Consider the following 19,130-nt stretch of genomic DNA (forward strand, 5'->3'; position numbering starts at 1 on the left):
TGGGTGAAATCGTCGCCTCGGTGCAGCGGGTCACCGACATCATGGCCGAAATCGCCGCCGCCTCGCAGGAGCAGTCCGCCGGCATCGAGCAGGTCAACCAGACCATCACCCAGATGGACGAGACCACTCAGCAGAACGCCGCATTGGTCGAGGAGGCTTCCGCCGCCGCGCGCAGCATGGAGCAGCAGGCGCAGGGCCTGGCCGAAGCGGTGTCGGTGTTCGAACTGGACGAACTGGCGCCGGCGCCGGTGGCCGTCGCGGCCCCCGCCCCGCGCGCGGCAGCCGCTCCCGTCGCCCGCCCCGCGCAACCGCGCCAGACACCCGCCGCCATCGTCGAAGCCGCGCTGGCGACGGAAGGGGAAGACTGGCAGGAATTCTGATCCCGCCATTCGCTGCAACGGGCGCCTCCTCGGCGCCCGTTCTCGATAACCGCTTCCCACGAGTCCTCCATGTCCGTCCCGCTCCGCACCTCTCCCGCCGCAACCGATGACGACGCCCCGCGCACCCACGGTCGCGAGTTCGAATTCGGCGATCGCGACTTCCGCCGCGTCTGTGATCTGATCCGCCAGCGCGCGGGCATCGCCCTGGCCGACGGCAAGCGCGACATGGTCTACGGCCGGCTGTCGCGACGCCTGCGCGCGCTCGGCATGCGCAGCTTCCGCGAGTACCTGGACCAGCTGGAGAGCGACGGCGGCGACGAGTGGCAGGCGTTCACCAACGCGCTGACCACCAATCTGACCGCGTTCTTCCGCGAACCTCACCATTTCGATCGCCTGCGCGAGGAACTGTCCCGGCGCACCGGCGACGGCCTGCTCCGCCTGTGGTCGTGCGCCGCCTCCACCGGCGAGGAGCCCTACTCCATCGCCATCACCGCCTGCGAGGTGTTCGGCAGTCTGAATCCGCCGGTGCGCATCCTCGCCACCGACGTCGATACCCAGGTGCTGGCCACCGGTGGACGCGGGGTCTATCCGCTGGAGCGCATCGCCGGGCTGGACGACGGCCTGCGCCGCCGCTACTTCCAGCGCGGCACCGGTCCCAACGAAGGCCATTGCCGGGTCCATCCGGCCCTGCGCCAGTTGATCGAGTTCCGCCCGCTCAACCTGCTGGCGCCGCGCTACGACGTGGAAGGGCCGTACACGGCGATCTTCTGCCGCAACGTGATGATCTACTTCGACAAGCCGACCCAGCGCGGCATCCTGTCGCGGCTGGTGCCGCACCTGGCCGACGACGGCATGCTCTATACCGGGCACTCGGAGAACTACCTGCACGCCGCCGACATCATCCAGCCCTGCGGACGCACCCTGTACCGCCGCGCCGGGGTCCGCGCATGAGCGCCGCCGCCCTCGCCTTCGCCGACGGCGGCGTGCTGCGCTACCACGACGCCCGTTTCCAGACCCCGGCCGCCAAGTTGCTGCCCACCCAGTACCTGGTGGTCGACGACGACACCGCGCTGGTCACCGTGCTCGGTTCGTGCGTGGCCGCCTGCATCCGCGATCCGCTGCTCAAGCTCGGCGGGATGAATCATTTCCTGCTGCCCGATGGCCAGGCCGGCGACGGCGCGCCGTCGCGTTATGGCAGCTTCGCGATGGAACTGCTGATCAACGACCTGCTCAAGCGCGGCGCCAGCCGATCGCGGCTGGAAGCCAAGGTGTTCGGCGGCGCCAACGTGCTCAAGGGCTTCACCAGCAATCCGGTCGGCACCCGCAACGCCGAGTTCGTGCGCCGCTACCTGGACACCGAGCGCATCCCGGTGGTCGCCGAGGATCTGTGCGGCATCCACCCACGCAAGGTCTGGTTCTTCGCCGCCACCGGCCGGGTGGTGGTGCAGCGCCTGCCGCACGCGCACGACGCCGAGGTGGTCGCCGCCGAATCCGCCGCCCGCGCGCGGCTGTCGCGCACGCCGGTCAGCGGTGGCGTGGAGCTGTTCTGATGAGCGCGCCCTGCAAGGTCCTGATCGTCGACGATTCCGCGGTCGTGCGGCAGATGCTCACCGAGATCCTTTCCAGCGATCCGGGCATCGAGGTGGTCGGTTCCGCCAGCGATCCGCTGATCGCGCGCGACAAGATCAAGCGCCTGAATCCGGACGTGCTCACCCTGGACGTGGAAATGCCGCGCATGGACGGGCTGGCGTTCCTGGAAAACCTGATGCGGTTGCGCCCGCTGCCGGTGGTGATGATCTCCTCGCTGACCGAGCGCGGCGCCGACACCACCCTGCAGGCGCTGGCGCTGGGCGCGGTCGACTTCGTCTCCAAGCCCAAGCTCGACGTGGTCCGTGGGCTGGAATCCTATGCCGACGAGATCATCGCCAAGGTCAAGGCCGCCGCGCGCGCCAAGGTGCGCCCGCTGGCGCGTCCGGCCAGCGTGCGCCAGAGCGCCGACGCGGTGTTGCCCGCCACGCAGCCGGCGCGGGCCCTGCGTTTCCAGACCACCGATCGGCTGATCGCGATCGGCGCTTCCGCCGGCGGCACCGAGGCGCTGCGGGTGGTGCTGGAACAGATGCCGGCCGACGCGCCGGCGATCGTGATGACCCAGCATATTCCCGCCGGTTTCAGCCGCGCCTTCGCCGAACGCCTGGACCGGCATTCGGCGATGGCCGTGCGCGAGGCCGGCGACGGCGAGGCGATCCTGCCCGGCCACGCCTACCTGCCGCCGGGCGGACGCCACCTGCGGGTGATCCGCGACGGTGCGCGCTGGCGCTGCCGGATCGACGACGGTCCGCCGGTCAACCGGCACAAGCCGGCGGTCGATGTACTGTTCCGCTCGGTCGCGCACGCGGCCGGCGACAACGCCATCGGCGTGATCCTCACGGGCATGGGCGACGACGGCGCGCGCGGCCTGCTGGAAATCGCCCAGGCCGGCGCCCCGACCTTCGTCCAGGACGAGGCCACCAGCGTGGTCTGGGGCATGCCCGGCGCCGCCGTGCGGCTGGGCGCGGCCAGCGAGACCGTGGCGCTGGACAACGTCGCCGAGCGCCTGGTGCAACTGTCCGGACAGGCGCGCTGACGCCGCTTTCCCGGTGCGTGCGTTCCGGGGTGTGCTTTCCCGCGCCTGCTTTTCGACACATCCCCACGCCGGTCACAGTTTCGCCTGCGCATCGCGCATCGTCGCGACGAACGCTAAAGAGCCATCCCCCATGGCCGATATCCATACCGTGATTCAGTAGAGAGCACCCATGTATTCGCGCATTCTGGTTCGTCTTGCCGCTCCCTTGATCCTGACGCTGGTGTTCCCGCTGTCGGTCGCCTTCGCCTGGCCCGGCGCGGTCCAATGGGCCATCCTGACCACGATGACGCTGGCCTGGCTGCTGTTCGCCTTCCTGACCGTCTGGGGTGCGCAGAAACCCAGTGCCGAACACACCACCATCCTGCGCGAACAGGACAGCCTGCTGAACGAACTGCGCCGCTTCGTCGGCAATGAAATCGACGGTTCGCGCGCCGAAATCGAACGTGCCCGCGGCCTGATCCGCGACGCGGTCGGCGGCCTGGGCGAGAGCTTCGACGCGATGATGCGCAAGTCGCGCGAGCAGAGCCAGGCGGTGTCGCGCATCGTCGACCGCGCCGGCGACGGCGATCGCGCCGGGGTCGACGTGGCCCGCTTCGCCCAGCACGCCAGCCAGCGCATGGAACAGCTGGTGGAAGCGCTGGAGCAGGTCAGCGGCCAGAGCACCACCACCGTGCACCACATCGACGAGATGGCCCAGCATCTGGACGGCATCTTCTCGCTGCTGGAAGACGTCAAGTCGATCGCCGACCAGACCAACCTGCTGGCGCTCAACGCCGCCATCGAAGCGGCCCGCGCCGGCGAGGCCGGCCGCGGCTTCGCGGTGGTCGCCGACGAGGTGCGCAACCTGTCCGAGCGCTCGACCGCGTTCAACGAACAAATCCGCAAGCTGGCGCACAGCTCCAAGGACGCCATCGCCAAGGTCCGCGAGACGGTCTCGCACATGGCCTCGCGCGACCTGGACCGGTCCCGCGAAGCGCGCGGAGAAGCCGCCAGCATGCTGACCCAGGTCGCCGCCATCAACGCCTCGCTGGGCGACGGCATGCGCGAAATCTCCCAGTGCGGCCATGCCATCGACCTCAGCGTGGCCGAGGCCGTGCGCGCCCTGCAGTTCGAGGACATCGCCACCCAGTCGCTGGGCAGCGCGGCCACCCACCTGGATCGCCTGACCACCATCAACCAGGAAGCCCTGGCCCTGCAGGAACTGCTGCACCGCAGTGGCGGCGTGATGGACCAGGAACTGCTCTCGGCCCTGCGCCACATCGGCAACCGCCTGCGCGATCGCCGCAGCGAATGGGAGCGCCCGCCGCACAAGCCGGTGGCGCAGCAGAACATGGGCGCCGGCACCGTCGAACTGTTCTGATCCCGACGCCATCGCCATCCCCGACGCCGGTGCCGCTTCCGCGGTGCCGGCGTCGTCGCATCCGCCGCACCGGCCCCGCAGGCAACTGGCATACTGGCGCGGTTGTTTCCCTGCCCGTTGCCCGATGACGGCCCGCACGCCTCCAACCACCTCCACCGCCACGCCCACCGCCCCCGACGCCCTGCGCGAGCTGTACGCGCGCCAGGAAGCCGAGCGGAAGCAGGTCGCGCGGGCGCTGCACAACGAAATCGGCCAGGCGCTGTCGGCTATCAAGATGTCCGCGCACCTGGCCGGAGACGAGGAGGATGCCGACCAGCGTCGCCAGGATCTGGCCGACATCGTGCGCATCGCCGACGACACCGTCGCCCGCCTGCGGGATCTCTACGCCGACCTGCGACCGCCGCAGATCGACACGCTGGGGCTGGCCGCCTCGCTGCGCGGCGAGGCCGAACGCTGGCAGGCGCGCTGGGGCATCACCCCGCGGTTCGAACTGGTGGAACCGTCGCCGCGCGCGTCCGCGGCCATCGAGCTGGCGGCGTTCCGCCTGGTCCAGGACCTGCTGTGGCCACTGGCCGGCCTGTCGGCGCTGGAGCTGCGGCTGGCGCCCGCGCAGGCGGACACGGCCGTGCTGGAAGTCCACCATGACGGCGCGCTTCCCGACGCAATCACCGAAGCCTTGCTGCGTTCGCGCGCGGACGCGCTCGGACTTCCCCTCGCCCTGGCCGGCGACACCTTGGTACAGCCGCGCCTGCGCCTGGCGCTGCCGGTGATGGAGGAGGATTGAGCGTGTCCGCCTATCCTGCCACCGCCTCGCCGATCGCCCGCCTGGGCGCGCAGGATCCGGAACTGCAGGCGCTGATCGACGAGGCCATGCGCGGCGGCACGCCGTTGATGCTGCTGCACATCGACATCGATCACTTCCGTTCGATCAACGAGAACATGGGCGCCGATGTCGGCGATCAGGCGCTGCTGCTGCTCGGCCAGCACCTGACCACCCAGCTCGGCCCGGAGGCGCGGGTATGGCGCCAGGGCAGCGACGAGTTCATCGTCGCCATGCCGCGCCTGCCGCACGTCGCCTCGCCGGATGAGTTCGGCGCCTTCGTGCGTGACCAGGTGGAACTGCCGATGGCGGTGCTGCCCTACACCCTGTTCCTGACCGCCACGGTCGGCGTCGCGCTGTGCCCGGAAGACGCGACCACCGCCAGCGGCCTGCTGCAATGCGCGGAGACCGCGGTCGGCCAGGCCAAGCACGAAGGCCTGAACCTGGTCCGTCGCTACGCCCGCGATGCCGCCATCAGCGTCCGCAGCGACAGCATCATCGCCCGCCAGATCGTCAACGCGATCGACAACAACGAGTTCCGCCTGCACTACCAGCCGCAGATCAATGCCCACGACGGCCGCGTGGTCGGCATGGAGGCGTTGCTGCGCTGGCATTCACCGGCATTGGGCGTGCTGGTGCCGGAGCGCTTCATGCACGTGGCCGAGAAGCTGGGCGTCATCGTCCAGATCGGCGACTGGGTGCTGCGCCAGGCGTTCCGCCAGGCGCGGGTGTGGCGCGACTGGGGGTTCGACGACTTCGAAATCGCGGTCAACGTCTCCACCCTGCAGCTGCTGCGGCCCAACTTCGTGATGGAGGTGCTGGAGGCCATGCAGGACGCCGGCATCCCGCCGCAGATGGTGGTGCTGGAAGTACGCCAGAACGCGCTGGCCAAGGACACCCTGCTGGTCCACCGCACCCTCGCCAGCCTGCATCGCGAAGGCGTGCGCCTGACCCTGGACGATTTCGGCATGGGCGATTCCAACCTGGACTCGCTGGTGCGCTTCGCGGTGGACAAGATCAAGATCGACCGCAGTTTCGTCAAGGGCGTGCCGGCCAGCAACCGCGAGGTCGCGATCACCTGCGCGATCATCGCCATGGGCCACCAGTTGGGCATGAAGGTGATCGCGCACGGCGTGGAGACCGACATCCAGCTCGGCTTCCTGCGCCGCAACCACTGCGACATGTTCCAGGGCCATCTGTTCGGCGAACCGATGTCCGCCGAGGACGCCGGCGCGGTGCTGCGCCGCCGCTACCTGCGCGCCGACGCCTTCGCCGCGACCAAGCCGGATCGCACCCTGTTGCTGCTGGACGACGAGGAGAACATCCTGCGCTCGCTGGTGCGCCTGTTCCGCCGCGACGGCTACCGCATCCTGGCCGCCTCCAGCGTCAACGACGCCTTCGAACTGCTGGCCACCAACGACGTGCAGGTGATCCTCTCCGACCAGCGCATGTCCGACATGAGCGGCACCGAGTTCCTCGGCCGCGTACGCGTGCTCTACCCCGACACCGTGCGCCTGGTGCTGTCCGGCTACACCGACCTGGCCACCGTCACCGAGGCGATCAACCGCGGCGAAATCTACCGTTTCCTGACCAAGCCCTGGAACGACGACGACCTGCGCGAACACATCCGCCAGGCCTTCACCGCCTACGAAAACCAGCCGCATCACCGCGTGGTGGGTTGATATCCGGCTAGCGGGGCCTGGAAAGGCCCCGCGGAAGCGAAGCCTCGCGAAGACGGGTCATCGCAAAAACCCATGGATTCCAGCCTTCGCTGGAATGACGACAGTTTGTGCCCCCGCAACAGGGAGCACAGGCTCGTCATCCCCGGTGTTCATCATCCCGAGACTCATCACCCCGAGACTCGTCACCCCGAGACTCATCACCCCGAGGCTCGTCATCCCAGCGAAAGCTGGGATCCATTTGCTCTTGCCCTTGCCCTTACCGTTGCAGCCGCCCCAGCCTTCGCATTGACCCACTCCAACCAACGTCCCCCGAGCCTGCTTCACCCCCTCAGAAAGCCGCCACATCCTTCGCCGGCTGCCGCACCGGCAGGGTGATGCGGAAGCGCGAGCCTTCGCCCGGCTTGCTGTCCACCTCGATGCGGCCGTTGTGCTTCTTCACGATGCCGTAGGAAATCGACAGGCCCAGGCCGGTGCCGCTGCCGACCGGCTTGGTGGTGAAGAACGGATCGAAGATGTTCTGCAGGATGCTTTCCGGGATGCCGCTGCCGGTATCGGCGATCTCGATCCAGGCCTCCTCGCCGGCCAAGCCGGTGGTGACGCTGATGCGCCCCTTTTCCTCGATCGCATGGCCGGCGTTGAGCAGGATGTTCATGAACACCTGGTTGAGCTCGGACGGCAGGCACTGCACCAGCGGCAGCTTGCCGTAGTGCTTGTCCAGGGTGACCTTGTACTTGAGCTCGTTCCAGATGATGTTGATGGTCGAGTCCAGGCCGTGGTGCAGATCCGCCAGCTTCCAGGAGTCGTCGCGGCCGGAGTAGGAGAAGTCCTTCAGGCTGCGCACGATCTGGGTCACCCGCTCGATGCCCTCGCGCGATTCGGACATCAGCTGCGGCAGGTCGCTGGTGATGAAATCGATGTCGCAGCGCGCGCGCATGTCGTCGATTTCCGGCAGCAGCGCCTTGGGGTCCGGCGCGCGCAGGGCGCGCTCGTACACCTCGATCAGGGCGAACAGGCTGTGCAGGTATTCCTGCAGCGAACCCAGGTTGGAATGCACGTAGCCGATCGGGTTGTTGATTTCGTGCGCCACGCCAGCGGCGAGCTGGCCGATGGACGCCATCTTCTCCGACTGCACCAGTTGTTCCTGGGTGCCGGCCAGGCGGATCAGGGTCTGGCGCAGCTGCGCGTGGCGGCGCTGCAGTTCCTGCTGGCGCGCATGGCCTTCGCTGATGTCGTGGAACAGGATCAGCGCGTAGCCGTCGTCGCCCGGCGCATGGTGGTGATAGATCCGCAATTGCAGGATGCGACCGTCTTCCAGCCCCAGCTCGCCGCTCCAGCGGCCGGTCGCGCGGGCGGCGCGGCGGGCGTCGGCCGGCACCAGATCCAGCAACGCCTGCAGCGATTCCGGATCCTCGCCTTCGGGCAGCAGCGCCAGCGCGGACGCGTTGGCGTGCAGGGCGCGGTCATCGCCGCGGCACAACAGCACGCCATCGTCCATCAGCTCGGTGAGCGCCTGAATGTCGACGAAGGACGGAATGTCCGCGGGGAGACGGGAAGCGGGAGAAACACTCACGACGGATGGCCCTGCGAAAGGGTCTGGCGACAAACGGGGCCGCCAGTATCGGCAAGCGTCGCGATGGCGGCAAGCATGCGCCGCCGCCCGGCTCAGACCACCGCGAGCGGGCGGCTGCCGCGCAGGACGTCGGTCTGTCCGTTGGCGTCGTAGGCGCCGCTGCTTTCGCTGCGTCCCAGGTGACGCAGCGCCCAGTTCACTTCGCGGCGGCGGCGCGCCAGCAGCGCGCCGTTGGCCTGGTTGGCTTCGGACAGCTCGCGCAGGCGGGCTTCGAATGGTGCCGCCGGCTGCGCGGGCATCCGGCTTTCCAGCTCGCGCAGCGAGGCGAGCTTTTCACGCGTCGACTGCACCAGCGCCTCGACGTCGTGTTCCAGGATCGCGCGGCGCTCCTCGGCCAGCGCCGAGGCCAGGCGCTCCAGCGGCGTCTCCAGTCCGGCGCTCATCGGCCGAGCTGGCGTTCCAGGCTCAGCATGCCGTCGGCGATCGCCTCGGCATTGATCTGATAGGTGCCGGCCTGCAGCGCGTCGCGAATCTGCTGCACGCGCGCGGTATCCACGGCCGAGGCCGAGGACAGTTCACGCTGCAATGCCTGCAAGCTGGTCGCTTCGCCGGTCAGGCGCAGGCTGTCGCCGCCCGCGCTGGCTTCCACCGGACGGGAACGTTCGGCGCCGGAGGCCGCCACCTTGCCACCGACGGGTCCGGTGGTGCGGATGGCAGAAGGCGCGTTGCCTTCGATTTTCTGGCTCATGTCGGTCTACCTGTTGCGGGTTCAAACAGCATATCGGCCGTCAAAGGCAAAGCTTTAGTGACGGAATCCACAATTTTTCATCGGAAGCGCAGCCGGGGCGCACTTCCCTGCAAGCTCGGTATCGGCGGCGCCGGCCGGGACTTTAGGGCCGTCGCGCATCTTTCCTTCACCGGCTCACCCAGACGTCGCCGCCCGGCCCCACCACGCCCTGCACCACCCGGCGCGAGGACAGGTTCTCCACCGTCACCCGCTCGTTCTCGCCGGCGTCGGCCAGCGCCTTGCCGGCCACGCGCACCTCGACACTGCCACGCCGGGAGACCAGCGCCACGTTGTCGCCGCGCCGGATCAGCCGTGGCGCGACCAGATCATTGGCGCCCAGCACCGATCCGGCGACCAGCATGCGCCGGGCCACCTGCCCTGTCGCCTGCGCGGGATCGGTCAGCGCACCGGCGCCAATCCGGGCGCCATCGCGGGTTTCGGCGACGAAGGCATCGGCGGTGACCACCTGCCCCGGCGCGATGCCGCGATTGAGCACCAGCACCGTCTGGGTGCGACGCACCCGCACCGGCACGAACAGGCGCCAGCCCTGCGGGCAACCGACCTCGACCGAACCGCTGTTCTGCACCCGCGCCTCCAGCGGCGCCGCGCAACGCGGCAGGCGCAGGTTGGGATCCAGCGTGGCCTCGGCTTCGCCGGCCGACGCCATCGCGCCGACCGCGGCCTGGCGGATGCTGTCCACCGGCTGGAAGTCCGTCGCGGGCGCGGCGAACGCCGCCAGCAGCGCGGGCAGCAGCACGAGTCGTCGCATGATCGGGTTTCCTCGGTTCATCGTCCTGGCGGATGCAAGCGATGTGCCGGAACCGGGCTGCGCCCTGCGGCGTGTTCCCGCCGGCACGCGATTCCGCGCGATTGCGCGGCCCATGCCGGATCCGCACCGGCGCATCCGGACCACGCTCAAGCCGCCCACATCCCGGCCGATATGCCTGCATGACCCAGGATCTGCTCAACCGCATCGACCAGCGCACCCGCCTGGCCGGCCACAACCGGCTCGCCCTGTTGCTGTTCCGCCTGGGCGGGCGTCAGCTTTTTGGCGTCAACGTCTTCAAGGTGCAGGAGGTGCTGCGCCGCCCGCCGCTGTTCCAGCTGCCCGGCCTGCCCACCGAGTTCGCCGGCGCCGCCGACGTGCGCGGCCGCTCGATTCCGGTGCTGGACCTGGGCCTGAGCATCGGCCATCCGGAACGGGATCCGGATCCGGCGCGCGCGCCCAACTACCTGGTGGTCACCGAATTCAACCGCTCGGTGCAGGGCTTCCTGGTCAGCGACGTCGAGCGCATCGTCAACATCGCGGTGGAGGACATCCACCCGCCGCCGGAACTGGGCGCCGAAGCCAGCTACCTGACCGCGGTCACCCGCTTCCAGGGCGAGCTCATCCAGGTGATCGACGTGGAAAGCGTGCTGGCCGACATCTCGCAGGCGCGCATGGATGCCCCGCTGGCGCCGGAGATGGCGCTGCCGGCCGACGCGCCGCCGTTGCAGGTGCTGGTGGTGGACGACTCGCGCGTGGCCCGCTCGCAGATCCGCAGCGTGCTGGACCAACTGGGGGTCAGCGCCACCCTGCTGTCCGACGGCAAGCAGGCCCTGGACCACCTCCTGCAGATCCAGGCCGCCGGCGAGGACCCGGCCGAGCGCTACGCCATGGTCATCTCCGACATCGAGATGCCGGCCATGGACGGCTACACCCTGACGACGGAAATCCGTCGCCACCCCGGCCTGGCCGGCCTGTACGTCCTGCTCCACACCTCGCTGTCGGGCGTGTTCAACAACGCCATGGTCGAACGGGTCGGCGCCAATGCCTTCGTCGCCAAGTACAGCCCGCACGAGCTGGCGGACTATGTGCTGAACCGGTTGAAGCAGGTGGTGGCGACGAAACGGGCGGCGTGAGGCGGCGCCAGGCGGCTGAAGGAACGCCGGGATTGAGGACGGCGGGTCCGCACCCGAGGCCCCGTCGTCCCAGCGAACGCTGGGACCCATTTTCGCTCCTGCTCCTGCACCCCGCCGGCGATGCACGCCACGCAAAGCCACAGGGATCCCGGCTTTCGCCGGGATGACGACAGGACGACGACGGTTCCACCCTGCCCCGGTGAATCCCTGTCGACAAGGTGAACCGAACCGGCAGACGACCGGCGTTTCGGCGGACTGGCACAAGCCTTGCACCCACCCGGGCAACGTTCCCAACGGGGCCCGCCAATGTCCAATCCCATCCGCGATTATCTCGGCGTGCATGCCGCCGCCCTGCCGCTGCGCGAGCAGCGCATGCAGCTGATCGCCAGCAACCTCAGCAATGCGGACACCCCCCACTACAAGGCCAGGGATCTGAACTTCCAGGCCGTGCTGGAGAACGCCGCCGCCCGCCAGGCCGCGCCGCTGCAGACCAGCGACGCGCGCCATCTGAACGGACTCGAGTTTGGCCCGCAGATCTACGAGCGCCAGGGCGTGCAACCCAGCCTGGACGGCAACACCGTCGACGCCGACACCGAGCGCGCCGCCTACGGCCGCGCCGCGCTGGAGTACCGCGCCTCGCTGAGTTTCATCGAATCCAAGGTGCGCACCATGCTCACCGCCATCACGGGGCAATAAGCCATGAGCAACCTGCCGATCTTCGATGTCGCCGGTTCGGCCCTGCAGGCGCAGTCCGTGCGACTGAACACCATCGCCAGCAACCTGTCCAACGCCGATTCCATCGCCTCCTCGCCCGACGCGGTCTACAAGCCCATCGAACCGATCTTCCAGGCACGTCCGCTCAATGCCGACGGGTCGCTGACCTCGGTGCAGGTCAAGGAGATCACCCAGAGCGAGGCGCCGCCGATCAAGCGCTACGAGCCCGGCCACCCGATGGCCGACGCCGAAGGCTACGTCTACGCACCGGACGTGGATCCGGTCGCGCAGATGGTCAACCTCATTTCCGCTTCGCGCGGCTACCAGGCCGGCGTCGAGGTCCTCAACACCGCCAAGGAACTGGCCCTGGCCACGCTGACCATGGGCCGCTGACGCGGCCCGTCCACCGGAGCAACCGCATGACCACCGCCGTCAACGGCGATCCCTTCGCCGCGATCAACAACAGCACCACCGGCACCGGGTCGAACAAGAAGAAGGAGAGCCTGGGCCAGGCCGAGTTCATGCGCCTGATGACCGAGCAGCTCAAGCACCAGGATCCGCTCAAGCCGCTGTCCAACAGCGAGTTCATCGGCCAGCTGGCGCAGTTCTCCACCGTGCAGGGCATCAGCGAGCTCAACACCACCGTCAACGGTTTCACCACCGCGCTGACCGGCGACCAGGTGCTCAAGGGCGCCTCGCTGGTCGGCCACGACGTGCTGGTGCCGTCGGAAAAGCTCGCGCTCGGCGCGCAAGGCAACGCCACCGGCCTGGTGATGTCGCCCGCCACAGGCACGCTCAAGGTGGAAATCACCGACGCCAGCGGCGTGGTCGTGGACACCCTCGAAATCGACGCAGCCAAGGGCGAGACCGCGTTCGCCTGGGACGGCCTGAAGGCCAACGGCGAACGCGCGCCGGAAGGCGTGTATTCGATCAAGGCCACCCATACCGACGATACCGGCAAGGCCACCCAGCTCAATACCTACGTCGATTCCACCGTGGAAAGCGTGACCATCGGTTCCGATGGGCTGTACCTCAACCTGCCCGGCCTGGGCACCGCCCCGCTCGACTACGTGCTGCGCATCGGCAAGTCGGCTTCCTGATCCCTGACATCCACGGGCCATCCGACCCGGCATCCGCTAAGGAGTTCTCCATGGCTTTCAACAGTTCGCTCTCCGGCATGAAGGCGGCCAACGCCGACCTCAACGTCACCTCGCACAACATCGCCAACGTCGGCACCACCGGTTTCAAGGAATCGCGCGCCGAATTCGCCGAAGTGTTCTCCACCACCGGCTACGGCCTGCTGCGCAACGGCATCGGCGCCGGCGTGCGCCTGACCAACGTGGCCCAGCAGTTCTCCCAGGGCGACATCAACCAGACCGGCCGCTACCTGGATCTGGCGGTGGATCGCGAAGGCTTCTTCACCGTCAGCAACAACGGCACCAACGTCTACACCCGTGCCGGCAACTTCCAGCGCGACTCCAACGGCTACGTCACCACCCCCGACGGCTTCCGCCTGCAGGCGTTTCCGCCGCGCGCCGACGGCAGCGGATTCGATACCGGCCGCCTGGTCGACCTGCAGTTGCTGACCAGCGACAGCCCGCCTGCGCCGACCACCTTGGTCAATCTCGGCGTCACCCTGCCCGGCAACGCCGCCCAGCCGACCATCGCCCCTTTCAACCCCAACGATGGCAACAGCTACAACGAGACCACCTCGGTGACGGTGTACGACTCGCTCGGCGTCGCCCACCAGCAATCGGTCTATTACGTGAAGACCGCCACCCCCAACGAGTGGCAGGCGCACGTGTACGTCGACGGCACTTCGATGGGACCGGCCACCACCGTGCGCTTCGACAACAACGGCGCGCTGACCTTGCCGGCCAACGGCCGCATCACCCTGGCCCCGTTCACCCCGACCACCGGCGCGGGCGTGCTCAACATGACCCTGGACATCACCGGCACCAACCAGTACGGCGAAGCCTTCGCCAAGAAGGACCAGCGCCAGGACGGTTATGCCAGCGGCAAGCTCAACGAGTTCACCGTCTCGCCGGAAGGCGTGGTCTACGCGCGCTATTCCAATGGCGTGGATCGCGCCATCGGCCAGGTCGCGCTGACCAACTTCACCAACCCGCAGGGCCTGGTCTCGCAAGGCAACAACACCTGGACCCACAGCTATGCCTCGGGTGAGCCGCGCACCGGCGCGCCGGGCACCTCCGACTTCGGCCAGGTCGCCTCCGGCGCGCTGGAAGCCTCGACCGTGGACCTGACCGAGCAACTGGTCAACATGATCGTCGCCCAGCGCAACTTCCAGGCCAACTCGCAGATGCTGTCCACCCAGGATCAGATCACCCAGACCGTCATCAATATCCGTTGATGACGGCCCCTTGAGCACGCCGAAGTAGCCAGAACCCAAGCCCCTTTGAAAAAGGGGGCGGGCGCCAAAGGCGACGGGGGACTTTCTCTTCGCGCGAACAGCAAATCCCCCTCAATCCCCCTTCTCCGAAGGGGGAGGCAAAGCCAAAGCGGCCCTTCCCCAATCCCGAATCCCCAATCCCGAATCCCTGCTCCCAATGGACAAAGCCCTCTACGTCGCCATGACCGGCGCCCGCGCCTCGCTGCAGGCCCAGGGCGCCGTGTCGCACAACCTCGCCAACGTGGACACCAAGGGATTCAAGGCCGCGCTGGCCGCGACCGAGGCGTTCAAGATTCCCGGCCAGGGATTTCCCTCGCGCGTGGACGCGGTGCTGACGGATCCGGGTTTCGACTCGCGCACCGGCACCCAGATGGTCACCGGCCGTTCGCTGGACGTCTCGCTGCAACCGGGCCGCTGGCTGGCGGTGCAGGCGCCGGACGGCGGCACCGCCTATACCCGCAACGGCGAACTCAGCGTCACCCCCAACGGGCAACTGGTCACCAACGGCGGCCGCGCCGTGCTGGATGAGAACGGCAATCCGATCGCCATTCCGCCGGCGCAGTCCTTCGACCTCGGCGCGGACGGCACCATTTCCATCGTGCCGCAGGGCGAAGGCCCGCAGACCATGGCGATGGTCGCGCGCATGCGCATCGTCGACCTGCCGGCCTCGCAGCTGGCGCGCGGCGCCGACGGCCTGATGCGCCCGGCCGACCCGACCCAACCGCCGCCGCCGATGGCCCAGGGCAACAGCCTGACCACCGGCGTGCTGGAAGGCAGCAATGTCGACGCCGCCGGCGCCCTGGTCCAGATGATCCAGCTCCAGCGCCAGTTCGAGATGCAGGTGAAGGTCGTCCGCACCGGCGACGACATGGCGCAATCGTCGAACCAGTTGCTGCGGCTGGGGGGTTAGGGGCCGTGATTGGGAAGTCGGGATTCGGGATTGGTAACAGCGACTTTGTGGCCGTCGTCCCGGTTCTTGTCCGCGTCGAAATCCCGACCACCGGGTTGGCACGGACCTTGCCTCATCCCCATGCGAAGAAGGATCCGACGCCCACGTCGAATCCCCAATCCCGAATCCCCAATCCCATCGCTCAAAGGACCACGCCATGAATCAGGCACTCTGGGTCGCCAAGACCGGTCTCGATGCGCAGCAGACGCGCATGTCCGTGGTCTCCAACAACCTGGCCAACACCAACACCACCGGCTTCAAGCGCGACCGCGCCAGCTTCGAGGATCTGCTGTACCAGCAGCTGCGCCAGCCCGGCGGTTCGACCTCGCAGCAGACCCAGTTGCCGTCCGGCGTGCAGTTGGGCACCGGCGTGCGCGTGGTCGCCACGTCCAAGGATTTCCAGCAGGGCAATCCGCAGCAGACCGGGCGCTCGCTGGACGTGATGGTCAACGGCCGCGGCTTCTTCGAGGTGATGCTGCCCGACGGCACGCCCGCGTACACGCGCGACGGCTCGTTCCAGATCAACGCGCAGGGCGAACTGGTCACCAACAGCGGCTATGCCGTGCAACCCGGCATCCAAGTACCCGAAGGCGCCCAGTCCATGACCATCGGCAACGACGGCACGGTCAGCGTGACCATGGCCGGCGAGGCGCAGGCGGTGGAAATCGGTTCGCTGACGCTCACCGATTTCGTCAACCCGTCCGGCCTGCAGGCCAAGGGCGAGAACCTGTATGTGGAAACCACCGCCTCCGGCCCGGCCCAGAACGGCACGCCCGGCCTCAACGGCCTGGGCAACCTGGTGCAGGGTTCGCTGGAAGGTTCCAACGTCAACGTGGTGGAAGAGCTGGTCAGCATGATCGAAACCCAGCGCGCCTACGAAATGAACGCCAAGGCCATCTCCACCACCGACTCCATGCTCGGCTATCTGAACAACAACGTCTGAGGCCCGCCATGAACCGCCTGTCCCGCACCGCCACCCTCGCCTGCTGCCTTCTCGCGCTGGCCGGCTGTTCGCGTTCGTTCGGCGACGTGCGTCCATTCGCGCCGATGCAGCCGGTGCAGGTGGTGATGGCGCCGCAGGCCGAGCCCACCTCCGGCGCGATCTACCGTGCCGGGCCGGGCCTGAACCTGTACTCCGATCGCCGCGCCCGCGACGTCGGCGACCTGCTGACCATCAATCTGGTCGAGAACACCAACGCGCAGACCAGCGCGACCACCCAGGTCGACAAGACCAGCGAGATCACGATGGCGGCGCCGAACATCGCCGGCGCGCCGCTGACCTATAACGGCCGCGACCTTCTCAGCGCCTCGGTCAAGGGCGATCGCGGCTTCAACGGCAACGGCAAGAGCGCACAGAGCAACCGCCTGCAGGGCAGCGTGACCGTCACCGTCATCCAGCGCCTGCCCAACGGCAACCTGGTGGTGCAGGGCCAGAAGAACATGCGCCTGAACCAGGGCGACGAGCTGGTCCAGATCCAGGGCATCGTGCGCGCCGCCGATATCGCGCCGGACAACAGCATTCCCTCCAGCAAGGTCGCCGAGGCGCGCATCGCCTACGGTGGCCGCGGCGCCATCGCGCAATCGAACTCGATGGGCTGGCTGGGGCGTTTCTTCAATTCGCCGATCTATCCCAATTAACCCTCTGGACTGACGAGTCACCCGGGAGCGCCGCACGATGGCCATCCGCCTGCCCTTCCATCGCAACCCTCGCGATCCCAACCGTCGCCGCGTCGATCCGTGGACCACGATCGGCGCCCTGCTGTGGTGGCTGATGGTGCTGGCCTGCCTGGCGCCGTCGGCGCGCGCCGAGCGCATCAAGGATCTCGCCCAGGTCGGCGGCGTGCGCAGCAACCCGCTGGTCGGCTACGGCCTGGTGGTGGGCCTGGACGGCAGCGGCGACCGCACCAGTCAGGCGCCCTTCACCGTGCAGAGCCTGAAGAACCTGCTGGGCGAACTGGGCGTCAATGTGCCGCCCAACGTCAATCCGCAGCTCAAGAACGTCGCCGCGGTCGCCATCCACGCCGACCTGCCCGCCTTCGCCAAGCCCGGCCAGCCGATCGACATCACCGTCTCCTCCATCGGCAACGCCACCTCGCTGCGCGGCGGCAGCCTGCTGATGGCCCCACTGCGCGGCGCCGACGGCGAGGTCTACGCCATCGCCCAGGGCAATCTGGTGGTCGGCGGTTTCGGCGCGCAGGGCCGCGACGGTTCACGGGTGTCGATCAACATCCCCAGCGTCGGCCGCATTCCCAACGGCGCCATCGTCGAACGCGCGGTGCCCAACGCGATGAACGACGGCAGCGGCAGCGTCACCCTCAACCTGCACCAGGCCGACTTCACCACCGTCTCGCGCATGGTCGCCGCGCTCGACCAGCGCTTCGGCGCCGGCGCCGCCTACGCGATCGACGCGGTCACCGTGGCGGTGCGCGCGCCGGCCGATGCCGGCAGCCGGGTCAACTTCCTGGCCCAGGTCGAGAACCTGGAACTGACCCCCGGCAGCGCGCCGGCCAAGGTCATCGTCAACGCCCGCACCGGCACGGTGGTGATCGGCGCGCAGGTGCAGGTGATGCCGGCCGCGGTCACCCACGGCTCGCTGACCGTCACCATCACCGAATCGGCCAACGTCAGCCAGCCCAACAGTTTCAATCGCGGCGGCCAGACCGTGGTCACCCCGCAATCCGACGTGCAGATCACCGCCGAAGGCAACCGCATGTTCAAGTTCGAGGGCGGCACCTCGCTGGACGAAATCGTCCGCGCGGTCAACGAGGTCGGCGCGGCGCCGGGCGATCTGATCGCCATCCTGGAAGCGCTCAAGCAGGCCGGCGCATTGCGCGCGGAGCTGGAAATCATCTGATGAACATCCTGCAGCCCGCCCTGCCGCTGAATCCGACCGCCAATCCAGCGGCGGACAACGCGCGCATCCACGAGGTGGCGCGGAAGTTCGAGGGCCAGTTCGCGCAGATGCTGATCAAGTGCATGCGCGAAGCCAGCTTCGGGGACTCGCTGTTCCCCGGCGAAAACCAGATGTTCCGCGAGATGTACGATCAGCAGCTGGCCAAGGCGATGACCCAGGGCAAGGGCATGGGCCTGGCGCCGATGATCGCGCGCCAGCTCGGCGCCACCGATACCGCCGCGCCGGTACCGGTCAACACCGCGTTGTCGCAGTACCGCAAGATGATGCCGTCCGGCGCCGAGCAGATGCTGGACGTGATCGCCGGGCGCTCACCCGCGCCGTCCAGCACGTCCGCCGACGCCGGCGATCCCGGTGCGGCGATGGGCCTGCCGCGCATCGACTGGGCCGCGCTGACCGCGCCGGAAACCCAGGCCGCCTGCGACGAGGTCGAGCAGGTCGCCAGCGCCAATCCGCAGCAGTACGCCCGCAACACGCCCGAACGCTTCGTCGCCGAGATCTGGGACCACGCCCAGCGCGCCGCCAAGGAACTGGGCGTGGATCCGCGCGCCCTGGTCGCCCAGGCCGCGCTGGAAACCGGCTGGGGCAAGCGCGTCATCCAGCGCAACGACGGCGGCAGCGCGCACAACCTGTTCGGCATCAAGGCCACCGGCTGGAAGGGCGAGCGCGCCCGCACCGGCACCCACGAATACCGCAACGGCGTGCGCCAGAACGAAACCGCCGACTTCCGCGCCTACGCGTCGCCGGCCGAGAGCTTCGCCGACTACGTGCGCATGCTGAAGAACAATCCGCGTTACCAGAAGGCGCTGGCCGCCGGCAAGGACATCCACGGATTCGCGCGCGGGCTGCAACAGGCCGGCTACGCCACCGACCCGTCCTACGCGAAGAAGATCGCCAGCATCGCCAACGGCCCCACCCTCGGCAAGGTCATCTCGGCCATCGGCGGCAGCGTCGGCGGTTCGATCGGCGCCACGGTGGGCAATGCGCTCGCCAGCCGCTTCCTGGGCCGCTGAACGGAGTAG

General features: G+C 68.5%; 20 protein-coding genes and 1 pseudogene. 17 read left to right on the forward strand and 4 right to left on the reverse strand.

What is annotated here, in order from left to right:
- From AC3DE2_RS12855 to AC3DE2_RS12885, 7 genes and pseudogenes are all read left to right on the forward strand, one after another.
- Nucleotides 1-380: pseudogene (locus tag AC3DE2_RS12855) on the forward strand (methyl-accepting chemotaxis protein); the annotation flags it as partial.
- A 69-nt stretch (nt 381-449) separates the two neighbouring features.
- Nucleotides 450-1,331, forward strand: coding sequence for a CheR family methyltransferase (locus tag AC3DE2_RS12860; protein WP_295376041.1), 882 nt, complete (start codon nt 450-452; stop codon nt 1,329-1,331).
- Entirely contained in the window at nt 1,328-1,930 is a 603-nt protein-coding gene (cheD, locus tag AC3DE2_RS12865; protein WP_295376043.1) for a chemoreceptor glutamine deamidase CheD, read from the forward strand. The genes AC3DE2_RS12860 and cheD overlap by 4 nt, the downstream gene beginning before the upstream one ends.
- Entirely contained in the window at nt 1,930-3,003 is a 1,074-nt protein-coding gene (locus AC3DE2_RS12870; protein ID WP_295376045.1) for a protein-glutamate methylesterase/protein-glutamine glutaminase, read from the forward strand. The genes cheD and AC3DE2_RS12870 overlap by 1 nt, the downstream gene beginning before the upstream one ends.
- A 169-nt stretch (nt 3,004-3,172) precedes the next feature.
- A complete protein-coding gene (locus tag AC3DE2_RS12875) occupies nt 3,173-4,363 on the forward strand; it encodes a methyl-accepting chemotaxis protein (RefSeq protein ID WP_295376047.1) in 1,191 nt (396 codons plus the stop codon).
- 124 nt (nt 4,364-4,487) lie between these two features.
- Nucleotides 4,488-5,147: a sensor histidine kinase gene (locus AC3DE2_RS12880; RefSeq protein WP_488426521.1), complete on the forward strand. Its 660-nt coding sequence runs from the start codon at nt 4,488-4,490 to the stop codon at nt 5,145-5,147.
- Nucleotides 5,144-6,865, forward strand: a complete 1,722-nt coding sequence (locus tag AC3DE2_RS12885) for an EAL domain-containing protein (RefSeq protein ID WP_488426523.1) — start codon at nt 5,144-5,146, stop codon at nt 6,863-6,865. The genes AC3DE2_RS12880 and AC3DE2_RS12885 overlap by 4 nt, the downstream gene beginning before the upstream one ends.
- 328 nt (nt 6,866-7,193) lie before the next feature.
- Here AC3DE2_RS12885 and AC3DE2_RS12890 read toward each other — a convergent pair whose 3' ends face one another.
- From AC3DE2_RS12890 to flgA, 4 genes are all read right to left on the reverse strand, one after another.
- A complete protein-coding gene (locus tag AC3DE2_RS12890) occupies nt 7,194-8,360 on the reverse strand; it encodes an ATP-binding protein (protein WP_295382519.1) in 1,167 nt (388 codons plus the stop codon).
- Nucleotides 8,361-8,527: 167 nt separating this feature from the next.
- Nucleotides 8,528-8,878: a flagellar protein FlgN gene (locus AC3DE2_RS12895; RefSeq protein ID WP_295382517.1), complete on the reverse strand. Its 351-nt coding sequence runs from the start codon at nt 8,876-8,878 to the stop codon at nt 8,528-8,530.
- The gene (gene flgM, locus AC3DE2_RS12900; RefSeq protein ID WP_295382516.1) at nt 8,875-9,183 is read right to left on the reverse strand and encodes a flagellar biosynthesis anti-sigma factor FlgM; all 309 of its coding nucleotides are present in this window, start codon (nt 9,181-9,183) and stop codon (nt 8,875-8,877) included. Before flgM ends, AC3DE2_RS12895 begins: the two co-directional genes overlap by 4 nt.
- Nucleotides 9,184-9,349: 166 nt before the next feature.
- Nucleotides 9,350-9,991, reverse strand: a complete 642-nt coding sequence (flgA, locus tag AC3DE2_RS12905) for a flagellar basal body P-ring formation chaperone FlgA (protein WP_488426525.1) — start codon at nt 9,989-9,991, stop codon at nt 9,350-9,352.
- A 179-nt stretch (nt 9,992-10,170) separates the two neighbouring features.
- Between flgA and AC3DE2_RS12910 the strand changes: the two genes are divergently transcribed.
- The 10 genes from AC3DE2_RS12910 (at nt 10,171) to flgJ (ending at nt 19,121) form a co-directional block, all read left to right on the forward strand.
- On the forward strand, nt 10,171-11,124 hold the full coding sequence (locus AC3DE2_RS12910) for a chemotaxis protein (protein WP_295382514.1): 954 nt from the start codon (nt 10,171-10,173) through the stop codon (nt 11,122-11,124).
- Nucleotides 11,125-11,430: 306 nt separating this feature from the next.
- On the forward strand, nt 11,431-11,820 hold the full coding sequence (gene flgB / locus AC3DE2_RS12915; RefSeq protein ID WP_488426527.1) for a flagellar basal body rod protein FlgB: 390 nt from the start codon (nt 11,431-11,433) through the stop codon (nt 11,818-11,820).
- A gap of 3 nt (nt 11,821-11,823) precedes the next feature.
- Nucleotides 11,824-12,231 (forward strand): flagellar basal body rod protein FlgC, encoded by a 408-nt coding sequence (flgC, locus tag AC3DE2_RS12920; protein WP_295382512.1) that lies wholly within the window; start codon nt 11,824-11,826, stop codon nt 12,229-12,231.
- 26 nt (nt 12,232-12,257) lie between these two features.
- A complete protein-coding gene (locus AC3DE2_RS12925) occupies nt 12,258-12,938 on the forward strand; it encodes a flagellar hook capping FlgD N-terminal domain-containing protein (protein ID WP_295382511.1) in 681 nt (226 codons plus the stop codon).
- Between the two features lie 50 nt (nt 12,939-12,988).
- On the forward strand, nt 12,989-14,209 hold the full coding sequence (gene flgE, locus AC3DE2_RS12930) for a flagellar hook protein FlgE (protein ID WP_488426529.1): 1,221 nt from the start codon (nt 12,989-12,991) through the stop codon (nt 14,207-14,209).
- A 196-nt stretch (nt 14,210-14,405) separates the two neighbouring features.
- A complete protein-coding gene (locus AC3DE2_RS12935; protein ID WP_488426531.1) occupies nt 14,406-15,158 on the forward strand; it encodes a flagellar basal body rod protein FlgF in 753 nt (250 codons plus the stop codon).
- Between the two features lie 196 nt (nt 15,159-15,354).
- Complete coding sequence (gene flgG, locus AC3DE2_RS12940) at nt 15,355-16,140, forward strand: flagellar basal-body rod protein FlgG (RefSeq protein WP_141452527.1); 786 nt, start codon at nt 15,355-15,357, stop codon at nt 16,138-16,140.
- Nucleotides 16,141-16,148: 8 nt separating this feature from the next.
- Nucleotides 16,149-16,835, forward strand: coding sequence for a flagellar basal body L-ring protein FlgH (gene flgH, locus AC3DE2_RS12945; protein WP_488426533.1), 687 nt, complete (start codon nt 16,149-16,151; stop codon nt 16,833-16,835).
- A 133-nt stretch (nt 16,836-16,968) separates the two neighbouring features.
- On the forward strand, nt 16,969-18,051 hold the full coding sequence (locus AC3DE2_RS12950; RefSeq protein WP_488426836.1) for a flagellar basal body P-ring protein FlgI: 1,083 nt from the start codon (nt 16,969-16,971) through the stop codon (nt 18,049-18,051).
- A complete protein-coding gene (flgJ, locus tag AC3DE2_RS12955; RefSeq protein ID WP_488426535.1) occupies nt 18,051-19,121 on the forward strand; it encodes a flagellar assembly peptidoglycan hydrolase FlgJ in 1,071 nt (356 codons plus the stop codon). The genes AC3DE2_RS12950 and flgJ overlap by 1 nt, the downstream gene beginning before the upstream one ends.
- Nucleotides 19,122-19,130: the final 9 nt, after the last annotated feature.

It is taken from the genome of Pseudoxanthomonas sp. 68-E7 (assembly GCF_057773145.1).

Bases quoted from the DNA above. Each gene is read 5' to 3' on its own strand.
- AC3DE2_RS12875 (WP_295376047.1), top strand. From the start codon at position 3,173: ATGTATTCGCGCATTCTGGTTCGTCTTGCCGCTCCCTTGATCCTGACG.
- flgB (WP_488426527.1), top strand. From the start codon at position 11,431: ATGTCCAATCCCATCCGCGATTATCTCGGCGTGCATGCCGCCGCCCTG.
- AC3DE2_RS12910 (WP_295382514.1), top strand. From the start codon at position 10,171: ATGACCCAGGATCTGCTCAACCGCATCGACCAGCGCACCCGCCTGGCC.
- flgH (WP_488426533.1), top strand. From the start codon at position 16,149: ATGAACCGCCTGTCCCGCACCGCCACCCTCGCCTGCTGCCTTCTCGCG.
- AC3DE2_RS12925 (WP_295382511.1), top strand. From the start codon at position 12,258: ATGACCACCGCCGTCAACGGCGATCCCTTCGCCGCGATCAACAACAGC.
- flgE (WP_488426529.1), top strand. From the start codon at position 12,989: ATGGCTTTCAACAGTTCGCTCTCCGGCATGAAGGCGGCCAACGCCGAC.
- flgJ (WP_488426535.1), top strand. From the start codon at position 18,051: ATGAACATCCTGCAGCCCGCCCTGCCGCTGAATCCGACCGCCAATCCA.
- flgC (WP_295382512.1), top strand. From the start codon at position 11,824: ATGAGCAACCTGCCGATCTTCGATGTCGCCGGTTCGGCCCTGCAGGCG.
- AC3DE2_RS12870 (WP_295376045.1), top strand. From the start codon at position 1,930: ATGAGCGCGCCCTGCAAGGTCCTGATCGTCGACGATTCCGCGGTCGTG.
- flgA (WP_488426525.1), bottom strand. From the start codon at position 9,991: ATGCGACGACTCGTGCTGCTGCCCGCGCTGCTGGCGGCGTTCGCCGCG.
- AC3DE2_RS12880 (WP_488426521.1), top strand. From the start codon at position 4,488: ATGACGGCCCGCACGCCTCCAACCACCTCCACCGCCACGCCCACCGCC.
- AC3DE2_RS12890 (WP_295382519.1), bottom strand. From the start codon at position 8,360: ATGGACGATGGCGTGCTGTTGTGCCGCGGCGATGACCGCGCCCTGCAC.
- AC3DE2_RS12950 (WP_488426836.1), top strand. From the start codon at position 16,969: ATGGTGCTGGCCTGCCTGGCGCCGTCGGCGCGCGCCGAGCGCATCAAG.
- AC3DE2_RS12935 (WP_488426531.1), top strand. From the start codon at position 14,406: ATGGACAAAGCCCTCTACGTCGCCATGACCGGCGCCCGCGCCTCGCTG.
- flgM (WP_295382516.1), bottom strand. From the start codon at position 9,183: ATGAGCCAGAAAATCGAAGGCAACGCGCCTTCTGCCATCCGCACCACC.
- flgG (WP_141452527.1), top strand. From the start codon at position 15,355: ATGAATCAGGCACTCTGGGTCGCCAAGACCGGTCTCGATGCGCAGCAG.
- cheD (WP_295376043.1), top strand. From the start codon at position 1,328: ATGAGCGCCGCCGCCCTCGCCTTCGCCGACGGCGGCGTGCTGCGCTAC.
- AC3DE2_RS12860 (WP_295376041.1), top strand. From the start codon at position 450: ATGTCCGTCCCGCTCCGCACCTCTCCCGCCGCAACCGATGACGACGCC.
- AC3DE2_RS12895 (WP_295382517.1), bottom strand. From the start codon at position 8,878: ATGAGCGCCGGACTGGAGACGCCGCTGGAGCGCCTGGCCTCGGCGCTG.